A 21,221-nucleotide genomic window follows, 5' to 3' on the forward strand; every position below is an offset into this window, starting at 1 on the left:
TGATACTATTGAATCATAGTTATATTTTTATACTAAATTTATGCAAACGGACCATCATACCTTATTACGGTCTGTAAATTTTTTAAAGGATTTCTATGAAAACATTTAAAATTACCGGTATTTTACTGGGGGTAGTTGTTTTACTACTTACTATCGTTGCCGTACTTCGACCACAAGGGCATAGAGTTACGATTGTTTGCAATAATACTTTCATACAAGGTGAGCAGGGGAATATCTCCATCTGTGTCACCAATCTTTCCAACTCTATACCTGTTGCTGGAGTAAAGGTGCGTGTTGATATCGACAAGGCGCCACAACTGTTCGCTGAGAAAATGACTAGTGATCAAGGGTTTGTCAATGTACTTTTTGATACTACGCGCGTCCCGTGCGGAATAGCGACATTGAGTGTAACAGCCACAAAAAACGAGGAAACGCTACACAAGTCTTCGTTTGTTATTGAGGTGAAAAGTGCACAAAAATTGGAGATATTTACTGATAAACCTATATATCAGCCGGGACAAACAATGCATGTGCGGGTTTTGGCTACAGAGAAGTTGAGCGGACGCCCGGCACCGCAGCAAAAAATTCAGCTAGAAGTACACGATCCAAAAGACAACATTATTTGTCGGAAACAACTTACTGCTTCTGATTTTGGAATTGCGTGGAAGGCAATTGCTTTCGCAAAGCAAATTATTCCGGGGGAATACGTCATTCATGCCTCGATAAACGAAGACTCGGTAACGCGAAAAGTACAAATACAAGAATATCAATTACCACGTTTTACGACAGATATGGATTACACCTTCCGTCATAACCATTCCGGCTATACTATAAAAGGTGCTTTTAGCGTTTCCCATATCACAGGAAAGAAAATCGCCTCACCTTCGGTGAAGGCACAAATGACTTTCATGCAAGAAGGCATCGAGAAATCCAAAAGCCTCACCTTAAAGAAAGTAGACGCCAAATATCACTTTACATGTGATGTTTGGCATCGAATCACCTCTTCTAAGTTAATCGTTGAAGTCGCCGATGGCTCTGGACATATGGAAAAAATTACCCGTAAATTGCACAAGTCCTATGGATTTGGAGGTTATCCCATCACAGTATACGTTGTGCCAGAAAGTCAGCATTTCGACACTGAGAAACTGAATACATTTTTCGTGTATGCCTTTGATCGCAGCGGTTCTCCTGTACAGTGTAATGTTTATGTTGCCTGCTCAGATGAGGGAAAACAATGTCGTACAAATGCATTCGGCTTGGCCGAGGTTCAACTGCGCGTAGATCGTCCACGTTATACACAAATATTCATAGAGGCATGGTTTGATGGGCAAAATAACTCCGCATTTCTGAGTAAGTTTGTCGTGGGACGTCCTTACTACTCCGGCCATTCTAGTAAACATAATAAATTTCGTCTATCCACAAGAGTATGTCAATCCGGTGAAACAATTTATGCTTATTTTGACAACTACAACCCGCGTCGCGGAGCATACTGTATTCGTCTACTACACAATAACGTTGCTTTGCCTACGCAGATCGTAGGAGGCAAAAAAGTTGCGATACCTATTCCCGAGGGGTTGTATGGAACACTAACGTTACAGTCGGTGTTTATCGATCACGAATCGGGAGAAAATTATCTTAGCGAAGAATTAGTGACTGTTGGGCAGCGACAATTTCTCAACATTAAAACGCAACTTGACCAAGATGAGTATCGCCCAGGTACAACGGCCAAGCTCTCTATCCAAGTGGAAAATCGCAAAACCAAGGAGCCTGAACAGGTGGCGGTCTCTCTCAACATAATAGACCGTAGTGTGATGGAGATGTTCGCGCGTATTGTTGCGAACCAAACCATCGCGTTGTCGCCTGCAGATCAGTTGCTGTACAACCTTCAAAAATGTACGGATAAAGAACTGGGCAATTTAGCCGTTCGTGCACGCCAAGCGTTTATCAAGTATGAACGTCTTCATCAAGAAGATCAACAAGAAAAAACATTGCAAATTATCGATGATGGCGTATATGAAATTTGGCGTTCCCAAAAGCGCCAAAGTGATTACACTGTGATGATCATCTGGTGTAGTATTTTTATTGTGTTTGCCTATCTGGTTGGTTTGGCGATTGCGAGAAGTCCAAAATTTGTTGCATTTTTAATAACAATATGCGTAATTGGTTTACTGGCGGCAATGCTTCTGCCTGCTCTCAGCCAAGTATCGGAAAAAGCGTACCAACGAAAAAATCCACAAAATCAGATAAATGCAAACATCGTACCCAAGCATGTACGACAGCACTTTCCCGAAACGCTATACTTCAATCCACAAATCATTACCGATGAAAATGGGCGCGTTGATGTCGAGATACCTATTGCTGATTCCATCACCACTTACAACATCGAGACCCAAGCTATTTCCGCGGAAGGCTTACGCGGAAAGAACGATAGCGAACTAAACGTATTTCAACCGTTTTTCATCGCGCTAAATACGCCCTCATCGTTTATGCAAAACGATGAGATGCAAATAGGTGTTGCAATATACAATCACCTAAAAGACGAACAAAAGATTATTGTTGGTTTACAGCAGCAGTCGTGGTTTGAGATCGTTGGCAAAACCCAGCGTGAGGTTACTGTAGATAAAGAAGGCGTTGCGCATTTTACACTGCGGGTTTTGCAGGCAGGCAAACATTCTTTGACTGCTGTGGCACAACTGGCTAATAAATCTTTTGATGACGGCGTTCGTCGTGTGATCACGGTCGTTCCTGATGGAAAGTTGACCACCAAGGCGTTGAATGGCAAGTTGCAAAAAAACGTATCGCATCGCATTACTGTGCCAGAAGATGCTATGCAAAACCAAGTCCTGATAAAATACTATCCCAAGACAACTTCTGTGGTTGTAGAAGGACTAGAGAGTATGTTGCGTACTCCTCACGGCTGTTTTGAACAAACATCTTCGACGAGTTATCCAAATGTGCTTATTTTGCAGTACCTACGTAAAATAGGTTTCAAAAAAGCACAAGTTCGTGCACACCGACTCGTTGGATTGGGCTACCAACGCGTTATTTCTTTTGAGTGTTCTCAAGGTGGTTTTGAGTGGTATGGTCGCAATCCCGGTGTACTATGGCTTACCGCATATGGAATTCAACAATTACATGCGACATCTAAAGTACATGTGGTTGATGCCAACATCTTAGAGCGCTGCTATCATTTTATTGAAAAGCAGCAAAAATTTGATGGTTCATGGAAAAACCCACAACTGACCGCTTACATAACATGGTCACTTTGTGAAGCAGGTATGTCACAAAGAAAAGCAGTGAAGAAGGCTTTTGTATACTGGCAAAAACAGCGCGCAAAGGTTAGCGATACATATACGATGGCGTTGCTGGCAAATGCATATGCGTTTGCCAATAAACAATACGAATGTGCTGAAATCCTAAAAGAGTTGATGCGCCGTAGTCAACGCAAAGGTAAAACAATGTATTGGCAAGGTCAATCTACTTTGACACGCGCTTACGGAAGAGCGGCTAACGTAGAAACGACGGCTTTGGTGGCATATGCGATTTTGCACGGTAAATTCAAGGCGAACTTGACACCAATACTCGATTACTTGGTAAAGGAGCGCGATGCAAACGGAATATGGGGCTCCACTCATGCGACAATTTTGGCGTTAAAAACACTTATCGCTAGTGAAGTGGATCGCAAACCAAGTTTCTCTGAAATGGCACTTGACATTGTGGTCAATGGTCAAAAAGTCGGCTATTGGGTCGCTTCACTTGAGAATTACGATGTTGTGAAGCAACTGGATGTAAGTAAATGGCTCAAAAACGGTGACAACAAAATTGAGTTGCGTTGCAGCGCCAACAGCGAGGCATTGTACCAAATTTCGCAAAAATATTATGCACCGTGGGGTAAAGAGAAGTTGCGCAATATTGATTTTTCTCTTACTTATGACAATCAAAATGTAAAGCTGGGATCGAGTATTGTTGCGACGGCTTCTGTGAAGTATCGCGGCAAAAAAAATGCCGAATCGTTAATGGTTGAATTAGGGATCCCTAGCGGTTTCTCTGTTGGCAACGCTGTTTTTGAAAAACTAGTGAAGGAGCAGTTGATCGATCATTACGAATTGCAAGAAAACAAAGTGGTTTTGTATGTGGGAGAACTTTCTTCTACAAGTCAACTGACTTTCAACTATGAATTGCGTAGCGAGGCACCTTTGAAGGTCAAAACACCGACATCTGTTGCCTACGAATACTATGAACCTACGATTCGTGCGCAAGTTTCCTCCGTTCAACTTACTGTCACTAAGTAAATAAAAATCCCCTTCGGGGGATTCGAGTTTACCTGTTCGCATTTTCCATTTTTGTTTAGATATACTGGATGGAGAACATGGTAAGTTTGACTACCTTATTGATACGTGTTATCAGTTGTATAAGCTAAATTTATATTGCAATTTTTGCGTAACATGCTATAGTACGAACTCAATTTTTATCATCCCCGAATATAAAAATTCGGGGTTTTTTTTTGCCTTACAGCGATGCTGGTATGTGTTGCAAACATAAGAAAGGGAGAGCGAGGGCGTCTATTTTTACTATTCTTGCAAGAATCCTCGCCAAATTACCATGAGATTAAAAGACATTGATTTAAACAACCTTGATCTTTATGAAAAAGGTTTACCTCACGAGATGTTTGAAGTACTACGTAAAGAGAGTCCAGTCTACTGGCAAGAAGAAGAGGACGGACAAGGTTATTGGGCTATTACAAAATATGACGATGTTGTGGCGGTAAGTAAAAATACCAAGCTATTCTCCTCGCAAAAAGGAGCGGTGTATCTGGAAGAAATGAGCCAATCGCAAATGGAAGTACGTCGCTCTATGCTAGAAACCGACCCACCACTACATACAAAACTTCGTGGTCTCCTCAGCAAAGATTTTACCCCGAAATCGGTCAAACAATATGAAGAGTTTATTCGCAACTTAGCGAAAAAGCTTCTTGAGGAGGCTTTTTCTCGTGAAAGTTTTAATTTTGTCCACGATGTGGCGGGAAACTTGACCATGGGAGTTGTTGCAGAGATGATGGGCATTCCTGGCGAAGATATGCCAGAACTCATTCACTGGACAAATCAAATGATTGGTAGTACCGATGACGATGAGGAACGACTCGTGGATCGCGATGACCAGAGTTTAAAAGATTTACCGATGCGCAGTCCCACATCACTCAAGGTATATGAATATGCAAAAAAAGTTGCCGATGAAAAACGCTTGGATCCTCAACAAGATATTATTACCAAGTTAGTGGAAGGGTCTATTGATGGACGTCCATTAACCGAACAAGAGTATCGCATGTATTTTATTTTATTACTGATTGCCGGAAACGAGACAAATCGTTCTACGATGTCTCATGGTATCGTGGCGCTAAAAGAGCACCCTCTGGCATTGGAGAAGCTACAGAACGATTTTAGTCTTCTACCTACTGCGATAGAAGAAATCTTGCGTTGGGCGACACCTGTTTATTATTTTCGCAGAACAACAACAAAAGATACCGAAATTCGCGGAGTAAAGATCGAAGAAGGTGCCAAGGTGGTGATGTGGTATAATTCTGCAAATTTTGATGAAGAGATTTTTAGTGATCCTTATACATTTAACATCGGGCGCGAAAAAAATCGCCATTTAGTTTTTGGTGGTGGCGGACCTCATTTTTGTTTAGGAGCTCCTCTTGCGCGTATGGAAATACGTATACTTTACGAAGAACTTCTACCACATTTTGATCGTTTGCATATTGCGCAGCCAATATCTTTAATGCGCTCAAATCACTTTCACAGTCTAAAAGAGCTTATTCTCAGTTACAAATGATAGAAAACAGAATATGAGTGGTCATAAAACGCGAAAGATTAGTAAAAACGACTTGCAGCAAAAAGAAAATGTTTTTTCTCTATCTCAAGATATGATAGAGGGTATTTTAAATGTAGCCAATAGTGAGCATTCACAAGAACATGTGCAAGAAAATGAACTTATCGTAAATCGCTACCGCATTATAAAAAAACTAGGCGAAGGTGGTATGGGTATGGTGTATCAAGTAAAGGATGAGCACCTCGACAATCAAATTGTTGCGATAAAAGTCACGATCGCCGAAGCCGGAGATTCTCATACAAATACGAGGTTTTCTCGGGAAATAGAAATGATGCGCCAGTTACAACATCCTAACATTATGAAGGTGTACGATGCTGGTAAGCACCATAGCCACTTGTTTTATACCATGGAGTATATCGAAGGTAAGCCATTTTATGAGTTTTTATGGCAGAATTTTACGATAAACAAGGGCGTGGAAATTATTATTAAGGTAGCGCAAGCGGTACATTTTGCTCATGAAAATAGTATCGTTCACCGCGATTTAAAACCTGATAATATAATGATTACAAACGATCTTCGTCCAATTCTTATGGATTTTGGTATCGCAAAAATAGTGGAATCTCACACGCAATTAACCAAAAGTGGATTTGTGATGGGGACACCTTTTTATATGTCTCCAGAGCAAGCTTTGGGTAGTGAGGTAGACCATCTAAGTGATGTATACGCTTTAGGGGTGATCCTCTATGAATTTATCACCGGAAGTTTACCTTTTACAGGAAAATCAAATAAGGAAACGTTGTCTGCTGTGGTGAATGATCTTCCACAATCTCCTATGGCAATAAATCTGAAGGTGGATGAAAGACTAAATGATATTTGTCTGAAAGCTCTAAGTAAAAACAAAAAAAATCGCCATGTTTCTGCACGAGAATTTGCCATGGAATTAGAGAAATATTTGCATGATAATGGTACAATAAATAGTGATAAAAGAAAATGGTTACTATTGACCAATGTCATTATTTTAATTATATTAGCACTACTCGTGTACTATTTTACATTATAAGGGTTGTATTCTTTGGATTTGCATAAGAGGCGTTGTTATGAATTTTGTATTTATTTCTCCTCATTTTCCACCTAATTATGCGAACTTTTGCTCGCAATTACATAAATTGGGGGTTAACGTTCTTGGAATAGGGGATGCTCCATATGAAACACTTAACCAGTCGTTAAAAAAAACCTTAACAGAATATTATTATATACCCAATATGGAAAACTACGATGAAATTTTGCGTGCGTGTGGTCATTTTACACATCGCTATGGTAAAATTGATCGTATCGAATCTAACAATGAGCATTGGCTAGAAACAGACGCACGTTTACGCGATGACTTTAATGTTTTTGGTGTGCGTAGTCATGATGTACAACGTATAAAATTCAAATCTCATATGAAAGAAGAATTCCGTAAAGCCGGTGTAAATGTCCCTCGTGGCTATGTGGTGAACAATATACACGAAGCATATCACCTCATTAAAGAGGTAAAATACCCCGTGGTTGCAAAACCAGATAAGGGGGTGGGGGCTGTCGGAACATATAAAATTGAAAATGAACAGCAGTTGGAGCATTTTTTTTCCATTAAAGATGAACATCCATATATTATGGAAGAATATATTGATGGCAAGATTTGTTCCTTCGATGGACTTCTAGACCGAAATAACAGGGCTGTTTTTTATACCGTGCATCAAAATTGTGACAATGTCATGGATATCGTACATCACAATTTACACACCGCATACTATTCTGTGCGCAATGTTGACGAAGACATTTACGAGCAAGGTATGAAGATACTCAACGTTCTTGGGTTACCGGAACGTTTTTTTCATTTGGAGTTTTTTCGTCGTAGCACGGGTGAGTTAGTTGTTTTGGAAATAAACATGCGTCCTCCAGGTGGATTGACTTTAGATATGTTTAACTACGCCAATGATATCGACATATACAAAGAGTGGGCAAACGTAGTTGTACATAATCGTTTTGAAAGCGCATATTCACGTCCGTACCATTGCGCTTATATTTGTCGTAAATACGATCGCAGCTATACATTCACTCACGAGCAGATTTTACAAAACTATTCGCCGTGGATTACTCATCACACATCTTTAGCACCTATGTTTTGGAAAGCAATGGGAAACTATGCCTACTTAGTGCGCGATCCACACTTAGAGAACATCTTCGAAATAAAAAACTATATTCATCAGCAATAGGACAAAAATATGATCAAATTCATCCATACCGGTGACTGGCATGTAGGTAAAACCATCCGCGGTAAACATCGCGGTGGGGAATATCGTGCAATTTTAGACGAGCTATATGACTTTATCGTTGCGGAAAATATTGAGCTTCTTCTTGTTGCCGGAGATATTTACGATACTCCTACGCCATCGGCGGAGGCCGAAAGTATTATCTATAGCTTTTTTCATCGCGTATCGTCTTTGGGAGTAAAATCTATTGTGGTGGCGGGTAATCACGATAGCAGTTTGCGTTTTGAGGCGATCTCGCAGATTATGGCGTTGGCAAATGTTACCATGGTGGGAAAATACGATTTTGAAAACCCACAAAACTGCGTGTGTGAGTATACCTCGAAAGATGGGGAAGATAAACTCTCTATAGGTCTTGTTCCCTTTATATTTGAGAGAATGTTCATTCGCGCTCAAGACATTATCGATGAAAAGCGCGAAGAAACGACAATGCGTTACTCTCGTGGAATGACCTATGTCTTAAATGAAATCAGTAAACATTTCGCTGCGGACACCACGCAAATTATGGTGGGACATTTGCTCATGCATGGAGCGCGACCAGGAGGAGGAGAAAGGCGTCTCTATCTGGGGGACAATTATGCCGTACACCCGGTTGCTATTCCCAAAAATGTGTCGTATTTCGCATTGGCGCACGTACACATGTACCAGCAGATTGAAGGACCTTGTCCGACTTACTACTGTGGGTCACCGCTACAAATGGATTTTGGAGAGGCCGAACACGAAAAGGGTTTTCTGTGCGGAGAGATTGCCGATGGTAAAGTGAGCACACCACGCTTTATCCCTTTTAAGTCAGGCGTTCGCTTACAATCCATCAGTGGTACTATTGCCGAATTGGAGGATTTACTCGCCGAAGATAATCACAACTGGGATAATTTTCATCTAAAAATAACCATAAAGACAGATGCCTCTACTCTTGGTTTATCACATAAAATCAAGCAACAATTTCCCAACGCCGTGGACATTCGCCGTGAGTTTATTGGTGAAGACACGAAACAACTCATCGCCCAAGATAGTCCTACATGGTTACCTGATTTGTATCGCGATTTTCATAATAATCATTACGAGAGAGCCGCAGATCCAGAAATCATTGAGGAATTTTTGCAGTTGTATGAGGAATGTTCCGAAGAAGAATAATTGTGGTTATAAATGGGGCGGGCTCGAGCTTTTGTAGCTCGAGCCGATTTTTTGGCATTGTGAAGAGAATATTTACTTTTTCTCTTTTTCTTTCCAGCCGAATTTCTTTTTGAATTTTTCTACCTGACCCGCAGCGTCCAGCATCTTTTGTTTTCCAGTGTAAAAAGGGTGTGATTCGCTAGAAATCTCCACTTTTACTAATGGATATTCATTACCATCTTCCCATTTGATGGTATCTTTTGTTTGAGCTGTTGATTTTGTTAGAAAAGCATATCCGCAAGACATGTCTTTAAAAACTACGGGACGATAATCAGGATGTATACCTTTTTTCATCTGTTAAATTCTCCTATGTTACGTATTAGGCGGATGATAATAGCAAACATTCGCGGTTGTTGCAACTAAATTTAAGAATAATTTACCACGAGTTCAATTTCTTTCATGTATTTCTTGAACTCGATACGATCAAAACTGTGAATGATCATAATGGCAGCTAAAATAGCTACGTTTTCAAAAGCAGTGCCATCTTCAAGAGCATCTAAATCAATGTCGATATCGCTATCGAAATCGCTATCATCATCATCGTCAATGTCACTTGCATCACTTGAATCTTCGCTTTCTTCTTCTGATTCGAGTAAGTCTTCGTCGACCGCATCTGAAGATTTCATGTCTTCTTGAGAAGAAAATAGATCTAGTTCTGTAGAGGTCATTCCAAAAGATTTTTCCACTTTACTTTCTTGTATTTGTTTCATAAGATCTGCACGGTGTTTATTAAACGTGGATAGCAGATTGTGGTAGCCTTGTTCATCAAAGCCGCTACAACGAAACAAAATACGTACCGCATCTTTGATAATGTGAACATTTAAAGAATCACTTTCGCCTTTGAGAAGCTGCAGTGTTTCCATAAACGCCGTGGGGATTACCCCTTTTTTCAAAACACTCAAGTTCGTTTTGTCTAACATGCTTTGAATGATGCGTGCACTTGCCGCGAAACTGAGATTGTCGATGGGGATTTTTAACGCGAAGTTCGAGACATTTTCCACTTGAGATATATCCATATCTCCTGTTACAGTAAAGACTTGTTGTGGCTGTTGTTCGTCGATATTTACTTGATTCAAGAAGAATAACTCGTGGGAACCAATTTCTATCTTATCCCCTTCTTGTAAATCTTTAGTGGATACTTCTTGGTCGTTGACGATGACTTTATTACTTTCATCGAGAGAGACAATTTTGATATCGTTGTCTTTACGTTCGATTTTTGCATGTTGCTCTAAAATATTTTCCTCGATGAGTGAGATCGAAGCCTGCGGACCGTTACCGATGGATAAGTCATTGTTTTCGATGGAGAATGATTCAATAACATTGTCAAGATGCTTGAGCTTGATACAATGAAATTTGTTAACGATAACCCCTCCGCCGTCGATTACTTTTTGGTACAGAGCATAGTCGATTTGTTTCATCAACTCAAGACCTTCTTTCGTATAGCTCTCTTCGTCTAGCTTGCGACGCAGTTGAATTTCGTCGTTGGCGTTTTTCAAGAACGATAAATTTTGCAACTGATCTTCCGTGTATAGACTAAATTTACTTTCGAAGATGTGCAAGTAGTTTGCGAGACTATTATTTGTTGGTCCGTATCCTTTGTTGTACAAATACTTTTTCTCTAAATGATTCGCTACGGTAATCGATCTTTGATAACGGAGGACCGAAGATGGGTTGAGCATTTTGACCACAATTTGCGATAGCTCTTCCGGAATGTCTTTACGCACCTTACTCGGCGGAAGAATTCCTTTGGCAATGCGCTGCTTAATCTCTTCTATTCGTTGCTCTTTTGGCAGATTATTACTGGTATGAAACAGCGATATCCCGGTCAGAATTTCATAGGCCACTAATCCAAGGGCGAATAAATCTGTTCTTTCATCGACAAAAGTTTTCAGGTACTTTTCTGGTGGAAGATAGGATAGTTTTCCTTCAAGGTAATCTTCTTGCTTATGGGCAATTGCCTCAACACCGAAATCACCTAGTTTACAAATTCCGTGAGTGTTCACTAGAATATTTTTAGGTGAAATATCTTTATGTATCATGTAGTTGTGTGCGTAGCCTAGGGCTCTTGCTATTCTACTGATAATAAATGCTCCAAACTTCTCGGGAATGAGAATGGACATATTTAGGTGTTGTTGATGGAGTTCTTCCAAGTTAAGTCCATCGACAAAATCCATGGCAATTAAGAGTATTTTATCTGAACCAGTACCGCACTCAACATGGTTCCCGCCGCTATGATCTTCCTCGCGAAAGTTTAAACGGCGAAATTCATGTTCTTGCTTCTCTACCACGCGGCGATAAGAAAGGTTTTTGATATTTTCCGAAAAAGAAGCGGGAAGTTGCGATAGAGTGATAGACTCTAGACCGTATGTTTTTACAATATTTTCATGGTGAAGAGTCGCAGCTAGATTTGTTTCTTCGCGTAAAATTTGTTCATCTTCGCTGCTCAGAGGTTGCAGTGCTTTTAACACCACATAATCAGTAACTCCACCGGAGTTCCGCGCAGCTAGGTATATAATTCCAAGTCCGCCTCGACCAATTTCTTCAATGATGGTATATGTTGTTTGCGATTGAAATTTTAGTTCTTTTAAACTGAGATCATCCATAGTTAAAACAATCCTCTGTCCATTAATTTGTGTCTGAAAATGGTATTATTGACACCGGTGATACGTCTAGTAGTCCAACAAATATTAAATTTTAAACACTAAATGTTAAGTCTATTACCTGTAATTGTCAATTATTTTCTTGCTTTTGTAATTGGCAAATCTTGTCGTGTATCCCTTCCTCTGTGATAAAGCCGGTAATGAGTCGTGCAGGAGTGACATCAAAACCATAGTTTTTGGCAGGGCTTTCAGGAGGTGTTAAGAGTACTTTTTTTATTTCACCATCACATAAACCTTGGATGTACTTTACTTCGTCTTGGTTGCGTTCTTCAATGGGAATTTCTTTCACCCCATCTTCAATTTGCCAATCAATTGTTGAGGTGGGCAATGCGATGTAAAATGGAATATCGTTGTCTTTGGCCGCAAGAGCTTTGAGGTATGTTCCAATTTTATTTGCGGCGTCTCCACCACGGGTTACGCGATCGGCACCAGTAATGACAATGTCAACGAGGCCATGTTGCATTAAATGTCCGCCCGTGTTGTCGACAATGACCGTATGAGGAACACCACGTTGTTGCATTTCCCAGGCAGTTAAATTTGCGCCTTGGTTACGTGGTCTTGTTTCATCAACCCAGACGTGTATGGGTATATTTTCCAAAAATGCGTGGTAAATCGGAGAAGTTGCTGTCCCCCAATTTATGCAGGCTAACCATCCGGCATTACAATGTGTCAGAATATTGACCGGACCTGATTTTTTGGCGCTTATTTCGCGAATAAGTTCCACACCATGCTCGCCGATTTTTTTGCACGCCGCTGTGTCATCGTTGGCTATTTTTTGTGCATTGCGAAGAGCGACTTGCCTTTTGGATTCCAAGTCTTCTACTTCAGAAATCGCCGAGAGTTGTTCGTGAATGGCCCATTTTAAGTTAACAGCTGTTGGGCGTGTTTTCGCTAATGTATCTGCCGCAGTTTGTAAATCCTGTTCGCAACTGTCGGCATTTGCTTCTAGTGTGGCGAAATACATTCCGTATGCGGCGGTCACTCCAATGAGAGGAGCGCCGCGTACGACCATGTCGCGAATAGCGGTTGCCGCTTCTGCGACACAGGTAATTTCAAAAGTGCAAAACTTGTGTGGTAAGTATCGTTGGTCAATAACACATACTTTACGGTTGTCTTGTTTGTCTAACCAAATTGTTGTATTTTCCATTATTTTTCCCATAAAGGTATTGCTTTAGGTAGTAAACCTAACTCTGTCCATTCTCCGGGTTGTCCGGCACAGTGTTGTCGCGCTGCTTGGTCTGCGCGACGAATTGTATCTGGAATTTTAAACTCTCCAGCAAGCGAACAACAAATTTCCAAGGCTTGTTGTTGCGAAATCAAATGACCAGGACTGACATATACAGGGTTGACATCTGCAAAGCGGCGAACAGCAAAGCCCAAACTTTCATCATTATAGGTCATTGGTACTGTGCTACGTGCGTCGCTTTTTAGTTGATCGCCATCATAAGGTATCAGGGTTTCTTTGGCACAACCTAGGGCGGGTATTTGTGTGGCAACACCTAGCCAACAAGCAACGCCGAATTTTCTAGGGTGAGCAATACCATGACCATCAATGATGAGTAATTGTGGTTGAATATTTTCATCCTGCACCACTTTTTGATAAATAGCAAGTAGTGGTGGCCCTTCACGAAAGCAGAAATACGAGGGAACGTAAGGAACATTGATGCGAAATAAACCAGCATATGTTTTTATGTGTTCCTGTGGCCAGCGGAATACATCAACAGCAACATGTGCCTCATCGCCTTTGTATTGTATGTCGAAGGCAAATACCACATCGCCATCTTTTGCTGTATATCCATCTTTTTCTGGTATCGAAACAAGGGGAAGTAGCTTTTCCTGCTCTTTTTCTAAATGTTCGCGTATTTCATTGTCATTTTTTTTTATATTTTCAACAATAAAAATATTCTGTGCATGCTCTTGTAGGTACAATTCCAAAACGCTTTTTGTTTGCAAGGGAGAAAATCTTTCCAAACACCACGAGAATAAATTTACAACGAATTTTTCATCGTCAAGATTGAAAAAAACATCCGTGGACATTCTGTGAGATAGAACGCTTTTTTCTGAGGCGCGTAACCCTACTAAATTTTTTTGATAGGTGATAAAGAACAAATCGCGTAAAAAATGCTCGCCGCTACATTCAAAATGCTCAAAAGACGAACGGTCGAATAAAAATTCTTTTCCATGTTCAGAGTGTGTCACTGCACGACTAAAATGACCATCTTTAAAGACTTTCGTTCGATAAATTTGCGCGTCGTATTTGTCACTGTTTCCCGTAAACCAATGGATGTTTTCTTGGCGCAATTCAAATCCTGCCGCGATATCATTGATGTTTTTCTTCACTTCAATAATGGCAAGTACTTTTACCGGTTTTTCTGGTATTTCTTGGATGACGAGATAATCAATTTCTGCACGGGCACACCCCAGTGTAATGTTCGATAGAATTGTTACATCGGACGGCTGGAGATCATAGCGCTTGTAAAGAATAGGGCAAAGGTTTTCTTGTACAACTGGTAAAGAAACATCTTCAAATTGGCTTCCGGCAAATGAGCGTTTTTGCCCCTGCTTTTTAAGAAGACCTGCGAGTTTTTCTTCTTCTTCTGGCAGGTGGAGGGAGACTTCAAATTCATACAGTGCTTGTTTGGCATTTTCAAAATTTACTTTTTCAGGGGTTTTGGCGACCATTTCGCTTTGTTGTGCCTGTAAATCTTGGAGTTTTTTTTGAAAATTTTCCAATTTTTCGCGCCGCTTTTCGTCTTGCGGATTTTTTTCTAAAAAACCACTGAGACCATTGATGGCTTTTTGTGAGCTGTCAATACCATTTTCTATTTCTTGTAAAAGAGGTTTGTTCGGATGTTTATCGAACTCTTGTTCCGCAATTTTCAGTTGTTTTTGCAACGAACTATACTGCTGCCAGTTGTTTTTTTTGAGATCGCGAATTTTTGCACGTTGTTGAAAAATATCGTTGTTTTTTTCGCGTTCCAATATTTTTTCTAGGAAACTACGAAAGCTTTCTACTGTTAAACTATGAAAAGAAAATGAATTTTTTTGCAAATAAGTTGTCAAAAAGTCATGACCGGAGTGTATCGAAGAAGTATCCATACATTAGTACCTTAAATATTTAATAGAAAATGTTTTAGATTAAATATCTTACGCGAACTAGTCTTTAGTGAACGAAAAAGTGAATAATAGACTTTACGATATAGAACTTTGTCTTATAATAAGACTAAATAGTTGAGTAAAAGTGTTTGGCGAATTATTTACTACAAATACAAAAAATTTTATGTCAAAAATAAATAGGGCGTTCTGTGGCGTCAATACTTGCAGCACCCTGATCAACACTAACTACGTTACTTTACTGTTACATAATTGTCAAAAATTTTCGATGTAATGCGAAGTGCTGTCATTGTAGCAAAAAGTGAGAGTGCATCCAACTAAAACCGGTAATGCGTCCAATTTGAATTTCCTTATGTCAATCTACGTAGAAAGTAAAAAAATATGAATGACAAAACACTATACCATATTTTTTGCATACTGTTCTTTTTTTGTATGTGTGTACCTTCTATAGCACAAGAAGAAACAAACAACAAGGAAGAAAATACCCCTGTGGAAAAAACAGCAGGTGAACAAAAACAACCTGAGGAAAGCGTGGCATCTGAGGATGGAAAATCCACCGAAGATGCAAAAGAGAAAAAGTCTGCAGAGGATACTGAGTCTGAAAAAAAATCCACCGAAGAAAAAAAATCCGCGGAAGAAAAATCGTCAGAAGACGAGAAATCCAAAGATGATAAGGCTGCCAAAGATGGTAAAGCTGCCGAAGGCGTAAAGTCAGAAGATAAAGAGGCAAAACCTGAGAAAGAATCATCACCAGATGCCAAACCGGAAGACGAGAAGGAAAATTCAACAAAAACCGGTGAGGAAAATGCGAATAACGATGCTGCCTCAGAAAAAAAAGACAATGAAAAAACCGAAGATAAATCTGCGGATACAAAGGACAGCAAAAATCAACAGCCAGAAAAAGACAATGACACCAAGCAAAATGCAAATAACGGTGAAAATGTAGCAAAAGAGAGTGTGAAAGAATTGCTTACAACTCTCGCTACAAAAGTAGAGTCTCTGGAAAAGTTAGAAAAAATTTGGGAAGAAAGTTCAAAAAGTGAAGAGGATCTTTATGCGATAGCTAATTTTCTATCACTGGTAGACGCACCAAATAAAAAAATAATTCGCCACATGATCACACTTACAAAAAGCAAGTATGAAAAAGTACGTAAGGTTTCTTTGGATCGGTTGTTGGAAATCATGCCAACACTAATGAAAATTAAAGCGATTGACAATACACCAAGTGACGAAGATTTTGTGAATATTCTTTCTAGTTTTGATTCCGATATGTCTGTGGCAGCGATGCTCATGGAATATTCAAAGGAAGAGAAAGTTTTAAATGCTCTTATTTTGAAATCTCTGATGAATATGGGGACAAAAAGCCTGGAGGGAATTATACGATTTTTACGCATAAGCCCTAGTGAGAAAATAAAAAATGTGGCCATCAATGTGAGTTATGGCGTAGGGGTGGATTGTATTCCGATGATTATACCTCTGCTTGGCGACTTGAACCCCTTTATCCAAGACTTTGCAAAAAGAGCACTCAAGAAGTTTGACGAAAAAACACTTCCTTCTCTGAAGAAGTATATCCAGACAGCAGCTAACAAGGAGAATATTGCGTTAGCTATCGCTGTTATTGGGGATATGGGAGAAAAGGCGAAAGGTACCGTGCCCATACTTGTAAAGTATTTGAAAAAAGAAGGACCTACACAACTAGCCGCTACGCGTGCTTTAAAGAATATGGGGATGCATGCTTACGTGGCTCTAGATCACTTCATTAGCAATTTGCGCTCCGACGATTGGCAAGTAAGACAGGCATCGGCAGAGACAATTGGAAACTTTGGTGAAAAAGCGAAAAAAGCCGTGACACCTCTTATGAGTCAATTTCGTCGCGAAGATTACGGAATTGTTCGTGCATCGATTTGTCGTCAATTTGGACGCATCGGTAAGCCAGCCAAAAGTGCGATTCGTACGTTGATTGAAGCCTTAAACGATGAAGACGAAATCGTGATAAAGTCTGCCGCTGAGTCCTTAGGAGATTTTGGGAAAAGTGCGGAGAAAGCCATTGAACCATTGACAAAAGTTCTTATTTACTACGACGTGAAAGAACGCGAAGCGGCAGCAAAAGCTTTGGCAAAAATAGGTCGGCGTTCGGTCTCTGTTTTGATGAATATGCTAAATTATCATGAAGATCCCGCTGGACGTGAAGGGGCGGCTATGGCACTTGGTTATATGGGATCTCAAGCACGAAGATCTGTTCGCGCCCTAACAAAAGCCCTTAAGTTTGATGAAGCAGAAATTGTCAAAATTGCCGCGGCGGATGCTTTAGGAAAAATAGGAGACCGCTATGCCATTCACGCTCTTATTGATGCAGTGCGTAACGGAACAGTTGTGATTCGCGAAGTGGCCACGTCGTCGTTAATCAAAATAGGAAGTGCCGCGGTTATTGACATAACCCGAGCGCTAAAACGCCCAGGAACAGAAGCGCGTATTGCACTTGTTTATATTTTAGGTGAGTTAGGAAGAAATGCAATTCCTGCGGTGGGTACGCTAAATAGCTGTCTTGACTCATGGCGTGGCAAAGAACGTGAACAACTTATCAAAACTTTGGGTAAGATTGGTCCAAATAAGAGATCCACAGGAACATTAAATAGGTTTGTGGAGTTGATGAAGAAAACGCGAGATGATAACGAAAGACAACTACTCGCGGAAAGTCTAAAGTTATTTGGTGATATGAGTATTCCATTCGTGATACCTCTTTTAAAGAGCGATTCGGAAGAAATTGTATCGCAAACAAAAAATGTCATAGGACATCTTATCAAAGAAGCGTTTTCTACGTTGGAAAAAATTGTTGAAAAAGGAGACGATGAAGTTCTGACGTCGCGATCAATAGAAATACTTTCGAAAGATGCAAAATCATTGCCCATTATTCTCAAAAAATTTAAGCACGAAAGTAGTTTGGTGCGTAATACAGCGAAAGATTCTGTTGTCAAAAATATTGGAGAAAAAGCGGTACCTGGGCTTATTTCCATTTTGCAAAATACAGCGCTTTCCATAGAACGCAAAGTTGTCGGAGACACGCTTGCCGGAATCGGAAAGAGTGCAGTTGATTCACTTGTGCTCGTTATTTCTAACTCTGATAAACAAAAGGCGCGTTTGGCGGCCATTGATGCTGTTTCGCAAATTGGTCCAAAAGCCCGCGGGGCAATACCTGTTTTACAGGAATCGATTAAAATTCGTCGTGGGGGTGAACAAACGGCGTTGGCAAGATGCTTGGGAAGTATAGGAACACAAGCTATCCCAAAAATCCTAGAATTACTAGAACACAACGATAGCAGTGTGCAAAATGCCGCGGTGGATGCACTGGGAGAGACCGGAGCAAAAGACTCGATTAGCCACTTACTTAGCAGTCTCGAAAACGAACGTCTGTTGAGTTTGGTGATTAAGGCAATGGTGAAAATGCCCGATTTAGCGGTACCGACTTTAATTCGTTCACTGCAACATCAAAATCGCACGGTTCGTTTTGCATGTGCGGCGGCATTATTTGAAATCGCTCCCGCCAAGTCGATTGCTCCTCTTGCACAAAGAATTCTTGTCGAGAACGATCCAATGGTAAAGTATATGTTACAAACAGCTCTAAATCGCTGCCAAAATCTTTTGGAAAATAATAAGTCTTCGGATTAATTTTGCGATTTTCTATCATAGAGTATCTACATAGGGGACATTTGTCCCCTATTTCTTTTTTAAATAGAAAAAATATGAAGATAAAATTTATTTTTTTGCTGAGTCTCTTACTTTTTAGTTGCTCCCATATTTACATTGCGCCTGGCCAAAAAATATCGCGTATTTCTGCGGAGCACACGCAAACAATTTACATTGCAGGAGATTTTGGGTCACCTAGTTCGTTGTTAAAGGATGTCACGAGTTCCATTGCAAAAGATGCAGCACGACAGTCTTCTCAGCCTTATATTCTTGGTTTAGGGGATAATTTATATGTGAAAGGATTTCCACATCGCGATGCTCGTACATCAAAGCCCTTTGCCAAATTGTGTAAAATAGCGAAACTATTTAATAAGTGTCGTTACAAAGAGCAACCAATCCCCTTAATCACCATACCCGGTAATCACGATTACAATGACGATGCTGTGAGCGTCAAGCGCACTTGGGGTAATATTGCGCCGTGGTACTTTTTACGGCAAATGGCTCCACAATCAAAACTATTTGAGCAGTGGCTTTTTATGCCGGGAGACGCAAACCCCCACTCCTCCGCTTCTGAGTTGTATGAATATTTGTATAGTGATTTACAAAATTTAGTGACGTTTATGAAGCCCCAAAAAATACCTGTCGAAAATTCCTCCACGGCAATAATTGCGATGGATAGTGAATTAGTTATTGATTTATTTGCGGCAGGGTATTATGATCTCGCTAAAAAATATTTACAATCTTTAGAAGAGGTATTACGAGAAAACAAGAACCATAAGTGGGTTATCGTGCTCACTCATCATCCCCTGGCCTCATATGCAAAACATCGTCCTGGGAAATGGGGAAGTTTTCTTTTGGGGCCTGGTTGGCCACAGTTTTCTAAATGGTGGCACAAAGTTTTGATGGTACCACCTTTAGGGACTTTGACCACATTTGGTTGGTGGGCGATTCATTATCCCCAAGATATCCATTCCTGTGCTTATGAGAACTATCGTAAAGCGGTGTATGCAATGTTGAAAGACAATAATGTATCCCTTGTTATTTCTGGGCACGAGCACTGTACCCAACTGATAGATTTACAGCAAACAGTTTTAAATACAAAGAACACATCCTCAACATGTATGCAGCTTGTGTGTGGGGAGGCCGCGAAACAAGATCCCGTGACGAATGGAAAGGGAACATTGTTTTTTCATACCGGTGGCGGATATTCACAGTTGAAATTTTTTGATAAAGAATTGCTCATTGAAATGAGAGATCGCCAGGGGAATCAACTGTATAACTATGTTATCAATGAATGACGAAATGGAGAAATAAATGAAAGTAGGGCTATTTGGCTTACCTTCTAGTGGCAAGACAACCGTTTTTTCTGCGTTGTCTGATGGAAAAGCGAATATCAATGAGGGACATAACGCTCCTAATCTATACGTTGCCAAAGTACCTGATCCACGTTTAGACGAACTGACTAAGATGTACAATCCCAAAAAAACAGTGTATGCAACCATCGAGTACACTGACTTCCCAGGGTTACAAGAAAAAAGTGCCAACAGTTATTGGGGAAATTTACGCAGTGTTGATGTTCTTGTGCACGTCGTTAGAGCATTTGAGTCGGATATGGTTCATCATGTTAACGAGAGTGTTGACCACAAGAGAGATATTGAAAAAATTGACAGTGATTTGATCATTGCAGACCTTGCGATCATTGAAACGAATCTTGATCGTTTGGAAAGAAATCTAAAGGCAGGCAAGAAAAATGAGCTACTTTTTACAAAAGACGTGCTCATCAAATGCCGTGAAAATTTAGAAAACGAGATTCCCATAAGAGCGTTAGACCTAACGACAGAGGAATTAGATGCGATACAAGTATACCAATTTTTAACTCAAAAACCTTTTGTTACGGCGCTGAATTTGGGAGATGATCAAAACTTCAGTGATTTCTATCCTGACTTGAAGTATCTTGAAACAGAGAGAAAATCTCTCATTTTTGGTTTACAAGGTAAGATAGAAATGGAGATTGCACAGTTAGAACCGGAAGAGCGCGAAATATTTCTTGAAGATTTGGGGATCGAAGAATTGGCTTTGGGACGTTTCGTACGTTCTTGTTTTCAGCTTCTCGGACTTATTTCTTTTTTCACCGTTGGTGAAGATGAAGTGCGCGCATGGCCTATTCGCAAAGACACCCCCGCATCAAGAGCCGCTGGGGCGATTCACTCCGATCTTGAACGTGGTTTTATTCGTGCAGAAGTCTTTCATTATGAAGATGTTGTGTCTTTAGGCACGTCTAAACTCAAAGAAGAGGGCAAGATACGCCTAGAAGGAAAAGATTACGTTGTGATTGATGGAGATATTCTCAACATTCGTTTTAACGTTTCCTCCGCCAAAAAGAAAAAATAACTAGTTTGCGCGAATAAAAGTGTATATAATAGAACCATAGAAAATCTACTATGTATAGATA

At 40.2% G+C, this 21,221-nt stretch carries 12 protein-coding genes; 8 read left to right on the forward strand and 4 right to left on the reverse strand.

Annotated elements, in window-relative coordinates; genetic code table 11:
- Positions 1-95: 95 nt before the first annotated feature.
- The 5 genes from UABAM_RS02745 to UABAM_RS02765 all read left to right on the forward strand — a co-directional run bounded on the left by UABAM_RS02745 (position 96) and on the right by UABAM_RS02765 (position 9,272).
- Positions 96-4,292, forward strand: coding sequence for an alpha-2-macroglobulin family protein (locus tag UABAM_RS02745; protein WP_151966467.1), 4,197 nt, complete (start codon positions 96-98; stop codon positions 4,290-4,292).
- Positions 4,293-4,602: 310 nt separating this feature from the next.
- The gene (locus UABAM_RS02750; RefSeq protein WP_151966468.1) at positions 4,603-5,832 is read left to right on the forward strand and encodes a cytochrome P450; all 1,230 of its coding nucleotides are present in this window, start codon (positions 4,603-4,605) and stop codon (positions 5,830-5,832) included.
- Between the two features lie 13 nt (positions 5,833-5,845).
- Positions 5,846-6,889 carry a serine/threonine protein kinase gene (locus UABAM_RS02755; protein WP_151966469.1) on the forward strand — a complete coding sequence of 348 codons (1,044 nt, stop codon included), beginning with the start codon at positions 5,846-5,848 and terminating at the stop codon, positions 6,887-6,889.
- A 37-nt stretch (positions 6,890-6,926) separates the two neighbouring features.
- Positions 6,927-8,084, forward strand: a complete 1,158-nt coding sequence (locus tag UABAM_RS02760) for an ATP-grasp domain-containing protein (protein WP_151966470.1) — start codon at positions 6,927-6,929, stop codon at positions 8,082-8,084.
- A 9-nt stretch (positions 8,085-8,093) separates the two neighbouring features.
- On the forward strand, positions 8,094-9,272 hold the full coding sequence (locus tag UABAM_RS02765) for a metallophosphoesterase family protein (RefSeq protein ID WP_151966471.1): 1,179 nt from the start codon (positions 8,094-8,096) through the stop codon (positions 9,270-9,272).
- A 72-nt stretch (positions 9,273-9,344) separates the two neighbouring features.
- Here UABAM_RS02765 and UABAM_RS02770 read toward each other — a convergent pair whose 3' ends face one another.
- The 4 genes from UABAM_RS02770 to UABAM_RS02785 form a co-directional block, all read right to left on the reverse strand.
- Positions 9,345-9,605 carry a type B 50S ribosomal protein L31 gene (locus UABAM_RS02770; RefSeq protein ID WP_151966472.1) on the reverse strand — a complete coding sequence of 87 codons (261 nt, stop codon included), beginning with the start codon at positions 9,603-9,605 and terminating at the stop codon, positions 9,345-9,347.
- Between the two features lie 71 nt (positions 9,606-9,676).
- The gene (locus UABAM_RS02775; RefSeq protein ID WP_151966473.1) at positions 9,677-11,914 is read right to left on the reverse strand and encodes an FHA domain-containing serine/threonine-protein kinase; all 2,238 of its coding nucleotides are present in this window, start codon (positions 11,912-11,914) and stop codon (positions 9,677-9,679) included.
- Between the two features lie 127 nt (positions 11,915-12,041).
- Positions 12,042-13,118 carry an S-methyl-5-thioribose-1-phosphate isomerase gene (gene mtnA / locus UABAM_RS02780; protein ID WP_229759350.1) on the reverse strand — a complete coding sequence of 359 codons (1,077 nt, stop codon included), beginning with the start codon at positions 13,116-13,118 and terminating at the stop codon, positions 12,042-12,044.
- Positions 13,118-15,070 (reverse strand): endonuclease V, encoded by a 1,953-nt coding sequence (locus UABAM_RS02785; protein WP_151966475.1) that lies wholly within the window; start codon positions 15,068-15,070, stop codon positions 13,118-13,120. The genes mtnA and UABAM_RS02785 overlap by 1 nt, the downstream gene beginning before the upstream one ends.
- A gap of 396 nt (positions 15,071-15,466) precedes the next feature.
- Between UABAM_RS02785 and UABAM_RS02790 the strand changes: the two genes are divergently transcribed.
- The 3 genes from UABAM_RS02790 (at position 15,467) to UABAM_RS02800 (ending at position 21,160) form a co-directional block, all read left to right on the forward strand.
- Positions 15,467-18,751, forward strand: a complete 3,285-nt coding sequence (locus UABAM_RS02790; protein WP_151966476.1) for a HEAT repeat domain-containing protein — start codon at positions 15,467-15,469, stop codon at positions 18,749-18,751.
- Positions 18,752-18,825: 74 nt separating this feature from the next.
- Positions 18,826-20,067, forward strand: coding sequence for a metallophosphoesterase (locus UABAM_RS02795; protein ID WP_151966477.1), 1,242 nt, complete (start codon positions 18,826-18,828; stop codon positions 20,065-20,067).
- Positions 20,068-20,083: 16 nt separating this feature from the next.
- Positions 20,084-21,160, forward strand: coding sequence for a redox-regulated ATPase YchF (locus tag UABAM_RS02800; RefSeq protein WP_151966478.1), 1,077 nt, complete (start codon positions 20,084-20,086; stop codon positions 21,158-21,160).
- Positions 21,161-21,221 lie beyond the last annotated feature (61 nt).

Origin of the sequence: Candidatus Uabimicrobium amorphum, from assembly GCF_009002475.1 — a bacterium.
Classification (GTDB): domain Bacteria; phylum Planctomycetota; class Uabimicrobiia; order Uabimicrobiales; family Uabimicrobiaceae; genus Uabimicrobium; species Uabimicrobium amorphum.